This window comes from Thermopolyspora sp. NPDC052614 (assembly GCF_040678635.1).
In the GTDB taxonomy this organism is placed as follows: Bacteria; Actinomycetota; Actinomycetes; order Streptosporangiales; family Streptosporangiaceae; genus Thermopolyspora.
On the sequence record NZ_JBFATZ010000012.1, the window covers coordinates 205946 to 218899 of the forward strand.

Annotated in this window: 9 protein-coding genes, 1 tRNA gene and 2 pseudogenes; 9 read left to right on the forward strand and 3 right to left on the reverse strand. The window is 69.6% G+C overall.

Going from position 1 to position 12954, the window contains the following annotated elements:
* Positions 1 to 136: 136 nt before the first annotated feature.
* Positions 137 to 325, forward strand: a pseudogene (locus AB0K60_RS25130) (CDP-alcohol phosphatidyltransferase family protein); the annotation flags it as partial.
* A gap of 6 nt (positions 326 to 331) precedes the next feature.
* Here AB0K60_RS25130 and AB0K60_RS25135 read toward each other — a convergent pair.
* Positions 332 to 597: pseudogene (locus AB0K60_RS25135) on the reverse strand (transposase); the annotation flags it as partial.
* A 356-nt stretch (positions 598 to 953) separates the two neighbouring features.
* On the opposite strand from AB0K60_RS25135, the gene recF reads away from it, so the two are divergent.
* The 7 genes from recF to AB0K60_RS25170 all read left to right on the forward strand — a co-directional run bounded on the left by recF (position 954) and on the right by AB0K60_RS25170 (position 9716).
* Entirely contained in the window at positions 954 to 2411 is a 1458-nt protein-coding gene (gene recF, locus AB0K60_RS25140) for a DNA replication/repair protein RecF (RefSeq protein ID WP_364059671.1), read from the forward strand.
* A complete protein-coding gene (locus AB0K60_RS25145) occupies positions 2401 to 2931 on the forward strand; it encodes a DciA family protein (protein WP_364059674.1) in 531 nt (176 codons plus the stop codon). Before recF ends, AB0K60_RS25145 begins: the two co-directional genes overlap by 11 nt.
* 294 nt (positions 2932 to 3225) lie before the next feature.
* Positions 3226 to 5208 carry a DNA topoisomerase (ATP-hydrolyzing) subunit B gene (gene gyrB / locus AB0K60_RS25150; RefSeq protein ID WP_364059677.1) on the forward strand — a complete coding sequence of 661 codons (1983 nt, stop codon included), beginning with the start codon at positions 3226 to 3228 and terminating at the stop codon, positions 5206 to 5208.
* Positions 5209 to 5263: 55 nt separating this feature from the next.
* Positions 5264 to 7801, forward strand: a complete 2538-nt coding sequence (gene gyrA / locus AB0K60_RS25155; RefSeq protein ID WP_364059680.1) for a DNA gyrase subunit A — start codon at positions 5264 to 5266, stop codon at positions 7799 to 7801.
* A gap of 248 nt (positions 7802 to 8049) precedes the next feature.
* Positions 8050 to 8637 (forward strand): DUF3566 domain-containing protein, encoded by a 588-nt coding sequence (locus tag AB0K60_RS25160; protein WP_364059770.1) that lies wholly within the window; start codon positions 8050 to 8052, stop codon positions 8635 to 8637.
* A gap of 178 nt (positions 8638 to 8815) precedes the next feature.
* Positions 8816 to 8889, forward strand: a tRNA-Ile gene (locus tag AB0K60_RS25165).
* A gap of 578 nt (positions 8890 to 9467) precedes the next feature.
* On the forward strand, positions 9468 to 9716 hold the full coding sequence (locus tag AB0K60_RS25170; protein WP_364059683.1) for a hypothetical protein: 249 nt from the start codon (positions 9468 to 9470) through the stop codon (positions 9714 to 9716).
* A gap of 41 nt (positions 9717 to 9757) precedes the next feature.
* On the opposite strand, the gene AB0K60_RS25175 is transcribed toward AB0K60_RS25170, so the two are convergent.
* Positions 9758 to 10069, reverse strand: a complete 312-nt coding sequence (locus tag AB0K60_RS25175) for a hypothetical protein (protein ID WP_364059686.1) — start codon at positions 10067 to 10069, stop codon at positions 9758 to 9760.
* 372 nt (positions 10070 to 10441) lie between these two features.
* Here AB0K60_RS25175 and AB0K60_RS25180 point away from each other — a divergent pair, with 372 nt between their 5' ends.
* Positions 10442 to 11875 carry an aldehyde dehydrogenase gene (locus AB0K60_RS25180; RefSeq protein WP_364059689.1) on the forward strand — a complete coding sequence of 478 codons (1434 nt, stop codon included), beginning with the start codon at positions 10442 to 10444 and terminating at the stop codon, positions 11873 to 11875.
* Between the two features lie 206 nt (positions 11876 to 12081).
* Here AB0K60_RS25180 and AB0K60_RS25185 read toward each other — a convergent pair whose 3' ends face one another.
* Positions 12082 to 12915, reverse strand: coding sequence for an IclR family transcriptional regulator (locus tag AB0K60_RS25185; RefSeq protein WP_364059692.1), 834 nt, complete (start codon positions 12913 to 12915; stop codon positions 12082 to 12084).
* Between the last annotated feature and the right edge of the window lie 39 nt (positions 12916 to 12954).

Genomic DNA, 12954 nt, shown 5'->3' on the forward strand with positions numbered 1-12954 from the left:
AAGTTATCCACAGCCCTGTTGTCGGACCGCTCCGCGCCGAAGTCGGCGGCATAGGCTTCGCCGAATGAAGCCGATGGCCCGGATTCCTTATCCGCGGGAGCGGAAGGAGGATGACGCCTGGGGGAGCCCAGCCACTCAGGTTGACGGCTGGGCGGTGCTGCTGCTGATGCTGGCGGGCTTTTCCGACTGGCTCGACGGCCACCTGGCCCGGGCCTGGAACCAGGTGAGCCGGATCGGCCGCCTGCTCGACCCGCTCGCCGACCGCCTGTACATCCTGGCCACCCTGGTCGGGCTCACTCTGCGGGAGATCATCCCGTGGTGGCTGGCGGTCGGGGAAGTAGGAGCCGGTGCGCAGCTTGGGGATGGCCGGCTCGACGGTGCCGGCCCGGGTGTCCCATTCCCGCATCCGGTAGCCGTTGCGGTGGTTGATCCGCTCGATGCCGCTCGCCGTGGGCGGCGCCGCAGCGGGCGTCGGCCTCGGCCGACATCAACGCTTCGGCCATGGTCTTCACCCATGGATCGCAACAGATCCGGATCCTGGGCCTGGATCTGCTCCGCGAGCCAGGCTGCGGGGTCCACACTGTTGTGCACGGCCATCGTCCGGTTTTCCTTCGATCTTGACTTGCAATCACGAAGGATCACGCGATGGCCGTCCTCATGTCCGGCGGCGTGCCTGTCACCTGGTCAAACTCGTACACCACCACCATGGACGCGACTCGATGAAGAGCTCCGAAAGCCGGTTCCCGGCGCGGGCCCGATGCGAAACGGTCCGGCGGAGCCCGGCCAACCGGCCCCACCGCCCACCGGCCGGGCTGTGGAAAACCTCACACATCCTCTTCTCGCTCTTCTCGCGGGAAGGTCCTCCCTCTCCCCCGCCTCGCTGATCGCGGAGTTATCCACAGGCCCGCCGGGCCTTGCCCGCCACGGCCGGGTCTCCCGCTACCCTCGTGGGGGTGCATGTGGCCCACTTGTCGCTCACCGACTTCCGCTCGTACGGGTCGGTCGACCTTGCCTTGGAGCCCGGGGTGACCGCGTTCGTCGGTCCCAACGGGCACGGCAAGACGAACCTGGTCGAGGCGGTGGGCTATGTCGCGACCCAGTCCAGCCATCGGGTCGCCTCCGACGCGCCGCTGGTACGGCACGGTGCCGCGCGGGCGATCGTACGCGCGATGGTCGTGCGCGAGGAGCGCCGGGCGCTCATCGAACTGGAGATCAATCCGGGGCGGGCCAACCGGGCGCGGCTCAACCGCTCCCCCGTCTCGCGCGCGCGTGACGCGCTCGGCCTGCTGCGCTCGGTGCTGTTCGCCCCGGAGGACCTCGCCCTCGTGAAGGGCGACCCGGCCGAACGCCGCAGGTTCCTCGACGACCTGCTGGTCGCCCGCGCCCCCCGGTTCGCGGGCGTGCGCGCGGACTACGACCGGGTGCTCAAGCAGCGCGGAGCCCTGCTGCGCGCCGCGGCGGCGTCGAAGGCGGGCCGCAGGCGCGGCGCCCGGCGGCAGGAGGCCGAGGCCGCGTTCGCGGCGGCCGGCGCCGGAGACGTGCTCAGCACCCTCGACGTGTGGGACGCGCATCTGGCCCGGGTCGGCGCCGAGTTGCTCGCCGCCCGGTTGGATCTGGTCGAGGCGCTGCGGCCCCTGGCGGCCAAGGCGTACGCGGCGCTCGCCCCCTCCTCCGGCGCCGCCGACCTGATCTACCGCTCGACGTTGTCCACAACCGGTGGATCCTCGACCGACAGGCCGCCGGGCAGTGAGAGCACGGGCGGTGGCGGTGCGGAGGGCGGCTCCGCCGCCGGTGGCACGGGGCATGAGGGGACGGCCGAGCGCGCCGGACCGGGCGGCGTGACGGCCGATGCGATGGGCGGCGATGTGACGGGCGGTACGACGGGGGGTGCGATGGGCGGTGTGACGGGCGGCGACCGGCCTGTGGGCGGTTCCCCCGCCGGCGTCGGCGGCGCGGCACCCGGCGCTGCCGGGTTGTCCACAGGTGGCCGAAGGCCGGGGACGGCCGACCGGGAGAGCCTCGCCGTACGGCTGCGGGAGGCGTTGCTCGAGGTCCGGGCCGCCGAACTGGAACGCGGCGTGAACCTGGTCGGCCCGCATCGCGACGATCTGGAGCTGCGGCTGGGGCAGCTGCCCGCCCGCGGCTACGCCAGTCACGGCGAGTCCTGGTCGTTCGCGCTGGCGCTGCGCCTGGCCGCCTACGATCTGCTGCGAGCCGACGGCGGCGACCCGGTGCTGATCCTCGACGACGTCTTCGCCGAGCTCGACGCCTTCCGCAGGCGCCGCCTGGCGGAGATCGTCGCCCCGGCCGAGCAGGTGCTGATCACGGCGGCCGTTCCGGAGGACGTGCCCGCCGAGCTGTCCGGTGCCCGGTTCGACGTGGCGGATGGGAGCGTGACACGTGTCCGATGACCTCGATGACCGGCCCTCTGGCGAGTCGCGGGACGAGGTGAACGCCCGCGGCGCGGCCCACGCGAGGGAGAAGCTCGCCCAGGCCAAGGCCGACGCCGCCAGACGCGGACGGCTGCCCCGCACCGAGCCGCGCCGCAGGTCCGCCACGCCGCGCCGCGACTCCGGCGACCCGCTGCCGTTCGGCCGGGCGATCCGCGACCTGCTCGCCGCCCGGGGCTGGGAGCAGTCCGCGGCGGTCGGCGGCGTGTTCGGTCGATGGGCCGAGATCGTCGGCCCCGACCTGGCCGCGCACACCCGGCCCGAGTCGTTCGCCGACGGCGAGGTGATGGTGGCGGCCGACTCCACCACCTGGGCCACGCAGGTGCGCCTGCTCGCCGCCGTGCTGGTCAAGCGCCTGAACGAGGAGCTCGGCGAGGGCACCGTCACCCGCGTGCGGGTGCACGGCCCGCAGGGCGCCCCCCGACCCTCCGGCGGTCTGCGGGTGACCGGCGGACGCGGCCCCCGCGATACGTACGGCTGAAGCCGTCGCAACCATCCGAAATCAGGACGGCCGGACGGCTGAAAAAGCGCTCACAAGCCAGCGAGGGGAGTGATGGTCTGGTCGCGTGGGGGGATGCTGAACCGGGGGGTGGGGGCGTTAGCGGCCATCACAGCGGCCGTCATTGCCACCTCGGGCCGCCAAACCCGGTAGAATGGCAGAGGATTCCGGACACGGCCACTTGCGTGTCACCCCGGCTTGCCGCCGATTCCCCCCGGGTGACCGCATCGCGGCATTCACGACGGTGACGGGCACCACAGGACAGAGCATCGCTTGATGTCTGCCCTGTCGCGTGTCCGCGGCAGGAGGATTTCGCACTTGTCCTACGACGCTAGCTCAATCACCGTCCTCGAAGGACTGGAGGCGGTCCGCAAGCGCCCGGGTATGTACATCGGCTCGACGGGCGAGCGCGGTCTGCATCACCTTGTCTACGAGATCGTGGACAACTCCGTCGACGAGGCGCTCGCCGGTTACTGCGACAACATCGACGTCACCTTGCTGCCCGACGGGGGGGTGCGGGTCACGGACAACGGACGCGGCATTCCCGTCGGCATCGTGGCCGGTGAGAACCGTCCCGCGATCGAGGTCGTGCTCACCGTGCTGCACGCCGGCGGCAAGTTCGACAGCAAGTCATACGCCGTCTCCGGCGGCCTGCACGGCGTGGGCGTCTCGGTGGTCAACGCCCTGTCCACGAAGCTGGAGGCCGAGGTCCGCACGGACGGCCACGTCTGGCGTCAGTCGTACGATCGCTCGCGCCCCGGTCCCCTGCTGAAGGGCGAGCCCACCGACGAGACCGGCACCACGATCACCTTCTGGCCGGACGGCGAGGTCTTCGAGACCACCACCTGGAACTTCGAGACGCTGTCGCGCCGGTTCCAGGAGATGGCCTTCCTCAACAAGGGCCTCACGATCACTCTGCGCGACGAGCGCCCCGAGTACAGCAACGGCGAACCCCGCGTCGTGCAATATCACTACGAGGGCGGCCTGTCCGACTTCGTCTCGCACATCAACAGCAAGAAGGAGCCGATCCACGGCTCGGTGATCGACTTCGAGGAGCAGGGCGACGGCATCGCGGTCGAGATCGCCATGCAGTGGAACGCCTCCTACAGCGAGTCGGTCTACACCTTCGCCAACACGATCAACACCGCCGAGGGCGGCACCCACGAGGAGGGCTTCCGCGCCGCGCTGACCTCGATCGTCAACCGGTACGCGCGCGAGCAGAAGTTCCTTAAAGAGGGCAAGGACGACAACCTCACCGGCGAGGACATCCGCGAGGGCCTCACGGCGATCATCTCGGTGAAGCTGGCCGACCCCCAGTTCGAGGGCCAGACCAAGGCCAAGCTGGGCAACACCGAGGCCAAGTCGTTCGTGCAGAAGGCGTGCAACGACCACCTGCGCGACTGGTTCGAGCGCAACCCCGGCGAGGCCAAGGAGATCATCAACAAGTCCCTGCAGGCCTCCCGCGCCCGCATCGCCGCGCGTCAGGCCCGTGACCTGACGCGCCGCAAGTCGCTGCTCGAGGCCGGCTCCGGCCTGCCCGGCAAGCTCGCCGACTGCCAGTGGACCGAGCCGGAGAAGTGCGAGCTGTACATCGTCGAGGGCGACTCGGCGGGCGGCTCCGCCAAGGGCGGCCGGGACCCCAAGTTCCAGGCGATCCTCCCCATCCGCGGCAAGATCCTCAACGTGGAGAAGGCCCGGATCGACAAGGTCTTCCAGAACGCCGAGGTCCAGGCCCTGATCACCGCGCTCGGCACCGGCGTGCACGACGACTTCGACATCAGCAAGCTGCGCTACCACAAGCTGATCCTCATGGCCGACGCCGACGTGGACGGCCAGCACATCCGCACCCTGCTGCTCACCCTGCTGTTCCGCTTCATGCGACCGCTGATCGAAGCGGGCCACGTCTACCTCGCCCAGCCCCCGCTCTACAAGATCAAGTGGGACCGCCGCGGCGAGGACGCCGACTACGCCTACAACGACCGCGAGCGCGACGCGATCATCGAGGCGGGCATCGCGCAGGGCAAGCGCGACCCCCGCCTGCACGACGGCGTGCAGCGGTTCAAGGGTCTCGGCGAGATGAACCCCAGCCAGCTGTGGGAGACCACGATGAACCCCGCCACCCGGCTGCTGCTCCAGGTGACGCTCGACGACGCCGCCCAGGCCGACGACCTGTTCACCGTGCTGATGGGCGAGGACGTCGGGGCGCGCCGCGACTTCATCATCAGAAACGCCAGGGATGTCCGGTTCCTAGACGTGTAGTCGGACGTGCAGCGGCAGCACGTACCCGCATAGATTCCCGAGAGGACCTCCACCTGTGACGGAAGTCAACACCCCACCCGCCGGACCGCCCGCGGACCGCGTGGAGCCGGTCGACATCCAGTTCGAGATGCAGCGCAGCTACATCGACTACGCGATGTCGGTCATCGTCTCCCGCGCGCTGCCGGACGTACGCGACGGTCTCAAACCGGTGCACCGCCGCGTACTCTACGCGATGTACGACGGCGGCTACCGGCCCGACCGCGGGTACTTCAAGTGCTCGCGCGTCGTCGGCGACGTCATGGGCTCCTACCACCCGCACGGTGACACGTCGATCTACGACACCGTGGTACGGCTCGCGCAGCCCTGGGCGCTGCGCTACCCGCTCGTCGACGGCCAGGGCAACTTCGGCTCCCCCGGCAACGACCCGCCGGCGGCGATGCGGTACACCGAGTGCAAGCTCGCGCCGATCGCCATGGAGATGCTCCGTGACATCGACAAGGAGACCGTCGACTTCCAGCCCAACTACGACGGGCGCTCGCAGGAGCCGGTGGTCCTCCCGGCCCGGTTCCCGAACCTGCTGGTCAACGGGTCGGCCGGCATCGCGGTGGGCATGGCCACCAACATCCCGCCGCACAACCTGCGCGAGGTCATCGACGGCGTCAAGTGGGCGCTACAGCACCCCGAGGCGAGCGACGAGGAACTGCTCGACGCACTGATCGCCCGCATCAAGGGACCGGACTTCCCCACCGGGGCGCTGATCGTCGGGCGGCGGGGCATCGAGGAGGCCTACCGCACCGGGCGCGGCTCGATCACCATGCGGGCCATCGTCGAGGTGGAGGAGGACGTCAAGGGACGTCAGGCGCTCGTCGTGACGGCCCTGCCGTACCAGGTCAACCCGGACAACCTCGCGCAGAAGATCGCCGAGCTGGTCAAGGACGGGAAGATCAGCGGCATCGCCGACGTCCGCGACGAGACCTCCTCCCGCACCGGCCAGCGCCTGGTGATCGTGCTCAAGCGCGACGCGGTCGCCAAGGTCGTGCTGAACAACCTGTACAAGCACACCCAGCTGCAGGACACCTTCGGCGCGAACATGCTCGCCCTGGTCGACGGCGTCCCGCGCACGCTGCGACTGGACCAGTTCGTGCGCTACTACGCGGCGCACCAGATCGAGGTCGTCGTCCGCCGCACGCGCTACCTGCTGCGCAAGGCCGAGGAGCGGGCGCACATCCTGCGCGCGCTGCTCAAGGCGCTGGAACGCCTCGACGACGTCATCGCGCTGATCCGGCGATCCCCGTCGGCCGCGCAGGCGTCGATCGGCCTGCAGGAGCTGCTGGCGATCGACGAGGTCCAGGCCCAGGCCATCCTCGACATGCAGCTGCGCAAGCTGGCCGCCCTGGAGCGCCAGCAGATCACCGACGAGTACGACGCGCTGATGGCGCAGATCGCCGACTACCACGACATCCTCGGCTCCGAGATCCGGCAGCGCACGATCGTCGCCGACGAGCTCACCGAGATCGCGAACAAGTTCGGCGACGACCGCATGACCGAGATCATCGCGTACGACGGCGACATGTCCATGGAGGACCTGATCGCCGAAGAGGACATCGTCGTCACGATCACCCGCGGCGGCTACGCCAAGCGCACCAAGACCGACCTGTACCGGGCGCAGAAGCGCGGCGGCAAGGGCGTGCGCGGCGCGCAACTCCGCCAGGACGACATCGTCGAGCACTTCTTCGTCACCACGACCCACCATTGGCTGCTGGTCTTCACCAACAAGGGCCGGGTCTACCGGGTCAAGGCGTACGAACTGCCCGACGCGGGGCGCGACGCCCGCGGCCAGCACCTGGCGAACCTGCTGGCGATGCAGCCCGACGAACACGTCATGGAGGTCCTCGACCTTCGTGACTACAACGTCGCGCCGTACCTGGTGCTCGCCACACGCAGCGGTCTGGTGAAGAAAACCCGTTTGTCCGAGTACGATTCGCCACGTTCCGGTGGCCTCATCGCGATCAACCTGCGCGAAGATGACGAGGTGATCGCGGCACGGCTCATCTCCGAGGACGACGACCTGCTGCTGGTTTCGCGGAACGCCATGTCGATCCGGTTCACCGCGTCCGACGACGCGCTGCGCCCGATGGGCCGCGCGACCAGCGGTGTCATCGGCATGCGGTTCGTCGACGGAGACGAGTTGCTGGCAATGAACGTGGTAAGTGATGGCGCGGACCTGTTGGTCGCGACCGAAGGTGGGTACTCCAAGCGCACGGCGGCGGACCAGTATCCGGTGCAAGGGCGAGGTGGCAAGGGAGTGCTCACTGCGAAAATCGTCAGCTCTCGTGGGAAGCTTGTAGGAGCGGTAATGGTGAACCCTGAGGACGAGGTCTTCGCGATCACGTCCGCAGGCGGGGTGATCCGCACGAGCGCCGGTGAGATCAAGCAGTCCGGTCGGCAGACCATGGGGGTTCGTCTCATGAATCTCGCGATGGGCGACAGCGTCGTCGCACTCGCACGCAACGCGGAATCGCGGGGCGACGACTCACTGGATGCTGAACAAGCGCCGCAAACCGAGCAGAACCCGGCAGGAGACCAGGAATGAGTAGCCAGGGCAACTCCGGCGGCGCCAAGACAGGCACGACCGGCAACCGAAACCGTCCGCCGACGGCGGGCGGCCCCCCCGCGGCGACCCAGGCCCGGGAGAAGGTCGGCGACAAGCTCGACGCGCCGAAGCCCGCGGACGGCGTCCGGGACGGCGCCGCCAAGCCGGCCACGGGATCCACCGCCGAGGCCACCGCGCCCCGGCGGCGGGACTCCGTCGGCGACGCCGACGGCCGCCCCGGCAAGTCAATGGAGAACAACGTCACCACGCGCATCCGCTCGGACAAGCCGTGGTCGTCCTCCGCCGACGGCGCGGGCACACCGTCCGGCAACGCGGGCGTCGGCCTCATGCGCGGCACCGACGGCACCGCGTCCCGCCCGTCCGGCGGCCTCACCACCGAGTCCCCCGCGCGCCCCACCTCCAAGCCCTCCGGCAAGAGCGGCAAGCCCGAGCCACGGGCCCCCCGCAAGGCCCACCTGATCCTGCGCCGCGTCGAGCCCTGGTCGGCGATGAAGTTCAGCTTCGTCGTCGCCCTGGTCTGCTTCGTGGTGCTGTTCGTGGCCGTCGCCGTCCTGTACGGCGTGCTGTCCGCCCTGGGCGTCTTCGACTCGATCGTCCAGACGGTCACCCAGCTCACCGAGGGCGACGGCCAGCAGGCCAGCGGCCTGGACATCAAGTCCTGGTTCGAGCCGGTCCGCATCCTCGGCTACACCGCCCTGATCGGCGCGGTGAACGTCGTCCTCATCACCGCCCTGTCCACCCTCGGCGCCGTCATCTACAACCTCTCCGCCGACCTCGTCGGCGGCATCGAGGTCACCTTCAGCGAAGCCGAGTGACCCACGCGCCCCGGGGAGCCCGCCCCGCCCGGCCGGGCTCCCCACCCGCCACTCCCCCGCCACCCCGGCGAAACAAAGGCGCGAACACCCCCCGAAACACGGTAAGCTACTCCTAGCTCGGGCAACCGATTCGCCTCCACCCCATGGATGCGATAACCTCATCTCCGCCCGAAGCTGCGGGGCTATAGCTCAGTCGGTTAGAGCGCTTCCCTGATAAGGAAGAGGTCCCAGGTTCAAGTCCTGGTAGCCCCACCCAAAAACAAAGGCCCGTTCCGATCTTTCGGACGGGCCTTTGACGGCAGTAGAGGCGGCGACGTTATTCGCTCGCGTCTCCAAAGAGCTTCCCTGAGATCCCCCCGATGGCATCTCTGTGGGACTCGTGGCCGCCGTGTGTGTAGATCTCCATCGTGACCGAAATGCGCGAGTGGCCCAAGATTTCCTTAGCGTCTCGCGGAGAGATCTTCAGGTCCTTAAGCATCGTGCCCGTCGTGTGTCGAGGATCATGTATGCCGTGGGCTGAGTCGAGCAGTGGGGCGCAGGACCGAGGTGTCTCGGTGGTGGAGTGGTGATCACCTCCGCGATCATCGTTGCCGTGGCCCTCGACCTGGTTGCCTTGATTAAGGCCCTTGTAGCGCACCGGCTGGGTGTGATCCACGGCGAGCGATGAGCGCGGATGATGGGGGGACCATGTGTGCCTCGCTCGCGTGGTGAAGCGATACGGCCGAGGGGCTCGCCCCTAAGCGCGCGACATGGATCGGGAAGTGTGCCATGCTGGGCGGTGGTCGGGATGAGGTGAAACGGTGGCAGAAGGCGGGCCGCAGAGAGACCCGGTGAGGCCCTCACCGGAGCGCATCGCACGCCTACGCGCGCTCGCCGACCTCCACGACGAGTTCGTACGGCGGAACGCCGACAGCGCCCCATTCCACCCCGAGGGCCGCCCGGCGGGCTCGGACTACAACCAGCACCACGTGTTCCTCGAAATGCCGGCCGCCGAGCAGGACGAGTTCTTCCGCCGCGCCCGGGAAATCATGGGCCTGGACCCGGTGACCGGCCACTGGCTGGAGCCTCCCACCTCCTGACGCGATCGTCTCAACCGCGCGCAGTCTCCGGCACCGCGCGGTCAGGGCGACAAGGTCGCGACGACCTCATCCTTGAGCGCGTCCCAAGGAAAGAGCGTTCGGCCCGCTTCTCCTAGATTGGGGGTGGGGAGCGGGTAGGTGTCCGGGTCGAACAGGACGCGCACCCCCTGCTTTCGCAGGAATTCCACGCTGCGAGCGAAGGCCGGATGCCGGGCGAGCGTCACGTTTGGCGTCGGCACCGCGATGATGGGCCGACCGGCGCATAGGCCCTCGTTGGCGGGGGCGACGACGAAGGCGTCCGGGGGGAAGGGGAGCACGTCGGGATCTTCCGGTCGCTTGTAATCGTCGCGCACAGGATGCCCGGTGATACTCGCCGCCGTGCGTCGAGGAACTTCATTCCGGCGGGGGTCGCGACCACACACGTCCCAGCCCTCTCCCCGTGCCCACTCGACGAAGCCGGGAAGGTCGCCGGCGGGTCGGCCGCCGCATGCGATGACGTACAAGACCCTGCCCGTAGGCACGCGCATCCCCCCGCCACACCGACGTCTCCAGGCGATCGGCCAACGCCCGAAGTCGATCGTCTCTCCCGCTGGGCGTACGCAGCAACCGGCCGACCTGTCTGTGTCCTGGGTGACCGGGCGATTCCCGGCGAATGGAAACCGGTTGTTGAGCGTATGCCGATCGCGCGCCGAGAGTTACGGCACGGCGTTCGAAGAGGAGGATCAGTGGTGGAATCGTTTGGGCACGTCATTGCGGGTGAGGAGGTCGGCTCCGCCGATGAGGCGACGTTCGAGTCCGTGGACCCGTGGACGCGGGAGCCGTGGGCCGCGGTGGCGCTCGGTTCGGCGGGCGACGCGGAACGCGCCGTGCACGCCGCGCGGTCGGCGTTCGACGACGGGCCTTGGCCGCGGATGAGCCACGACGAGCGCGGCGCGATCCTGCACCGTCTTGCCGACCTGCTGGAAGAACACGCCGACGAGTTGGCGGCGGCCGACACCGCCGACATGGGCAAGCCGGTCACGCAGACCCGCGGCCACGACGTTCCCCGCGCCGCGCGTAACTTCCGCTTTTTCGCCGACCACGCCCGGCTCACCCCTGCCGAGACGTTCCCGATGCCGACCGGGCATCACGCCTACACCGCGTACGATCCGGCGGGCGTCGTCGCCGCCATCGCGCCGTGGAACTTCCCGCTCATGATGGCGAGCTGGAAGGTCGCGCCCGCGCTGGCCTGGGGGAACACGGTCGTGCTCAAGCCCGCCGAGCAGTCCCCCGCCTCGGCCACGATCCTGGCTCGGCTGGCCCTGGAGGCCGGGCTGCCGCCGGGCGTGCTCAACGTCGTGCACGGGTTCGGGCCGAATTCGGTGGGGCAGGCGCTGACCGAGTCGCCGCTGGTGGATCGGATCACCTTCACGGGGGAGTCGGCCACCGGACGGCTGATCTCCCGGGCGGCGGCGGCCAACCTGACCCCGGTGAGCCTCGAACTCGGCGGCAAGGGGGCGAACATCGTCTTCGCCGACGCCGACCTCGACCAGGCGGTTCGCTGGTCGATCCAGGCGGTGTTCAGTAACAGCGGGCAGGTCTGCCTCGCCGGTAGCCGCCTGTACGTGCAGCGCCAGGTGTACGACGAGTTCCTGGCCGCGTTCACCGCCGCCGCCGACGCGCTGGTGATCGGCGATCCGAAGGATCCGGCGACGCAGATCGGCCCGCTGTCCTCCAAGGAGCACTTTGAGAAGGTGGCGGGCTATCTCGACATCGCCACCACGGCGGGTGCGCGGCTGCACACCGGTGGCGTCGGCGACGGCTGGATCGTGCGGCCGACGATCGTGGTCGGCGCGGGACAGCGCGACCGGGTCACCCAGGAGGAGATCTTCGGGCCGGTCGTGGTCGTGCTCCCGTTCGACGACGAGGCGGACGCGGTGGCCGCGGCCAACGACACGCCGTACGGGCTGAACGCCATGCTGTTCACCCAGGATCTGTCCCGCGCCCACCGGGTGGCACGGGCGCTGCGCGTCGGCACGGTGTGGGCGAACTGCTTCTTCATCCGGGACCTGCGGGCGCCCTTCGGCGGCGCGAAGAACTCCGGCGTCGGCCGCGAGGGCGGGACGTACAGCCGGGAGTTCTTCACCGAGCCCAAGGCCGTCGTCATGGAGATTTCATGACGCCAGGGCACAGAACACGGCGGCCAAGGGAAGCCGCTGCCGTGGCTCGTCGACCACGTACTCGTTCACGTACTCGTCGTACGGGCTGCCGCCGGCCGGATCGGTGAACCAAGGCCGGCAGGCGGCTGACCCGCGTAGCAGTTCGCCGGCTCGAGTCCTGTAACCGCTGACGCGCCACGGGCCGGATCGGCGTGACCTCGGCCGGGTCACGCAAGCCGGTCGTCCGCACCGACCGAGCCCGTGGAACCGGTGGCCTCCGGCTCGCTCGCGTAGCCGTTCGCCAGCTCTCGGGAGATCGACTTCGCCGCCAGCCGCAGCGCGGGCTCCACCGCACTCAGCGACCGGCTGCGGGCGACCGTGTGGGAGACGACGGAGAGCGCGGCCACGACCCGGCGGTCGGGACCGTGGATGGGCACCGCCACGGAGGCCGTGCCCAGCGTCAGCTCCTCCGAGCACCGCGCGATGCCGGTTTCGCGAACCTCCTGCAGCGCCCGCATCAGCAGGCCCGGCATGACGATCGTGTGCGGCGTGTAGCGCTTCAGCTCGGACGCGAGCACGGCCTGCTGCAGCTCGCGCGGCGCGTGCGCCAGCAGCACCTTTCCGACCCCGGTGGCGTGCAGCGGCCGCCGCCAGCCGACGCGGGTGGCCACGTCGACCGAACGCGGCCCCCACATCCGCTCGACGTACAGGGCCTCGTAGCCGTCGAGCACCGCGAGGTGGACGTTCTCCCCCGTGGCCTCGTACAGGTCGTGGATGTACGGCAGCGACACGTCCCGCAGTGTGCGCGGCTGCGGGCACAGCGAGCCCAGCTTCCACATGCGCAGCCCGATCCGGTACGTACCGTCGCGGTCCTTCTTCAACGCCCCCAGCTCGACCAGCTCGGTCGCGATGCGGTGCACCGTCGAGACCGGCAGCCCGGTCACGGCGGTCAGATCCACCAGGCGCAGCGCGGGCCGATCGTGGGAGAACGCGCCGAGCACGGCGAATACCCGGCTGGACACCGTCCGGCCCGCCTTGCGGGCATCGCGCAGGGTGCTCATGGCGATAACTGTGGTTTCGGTCCTTGAAATCTCGTCTGT

What these genes read in the sequence shown, in the direction of transcription:
- gyrB (WP_364059677.1), top strand. Translation starts at nt 3,226, where the DNA reads ATGTCTGCCCTGTCGCGTGTCCGCGGCAGGAGGATTTCGCACTTGTCC.
- AB0K60_RS25160 (WP_364059770.1), top strand. Translation starts at nt 8,050, where the DNA reads ATGGAGAACAACGTCACCACGCGCATCCGCTCGGACAAGCCGTGGTCG.
- AB0K60_RS25185 (WP_364059692.1), bottom strand. Translation starts at nt 12,915, where the DNA reads ATGAGCACCCTGCGCGATGCCCGCAAGGCGGGCCGGACGGTGTCCAGC.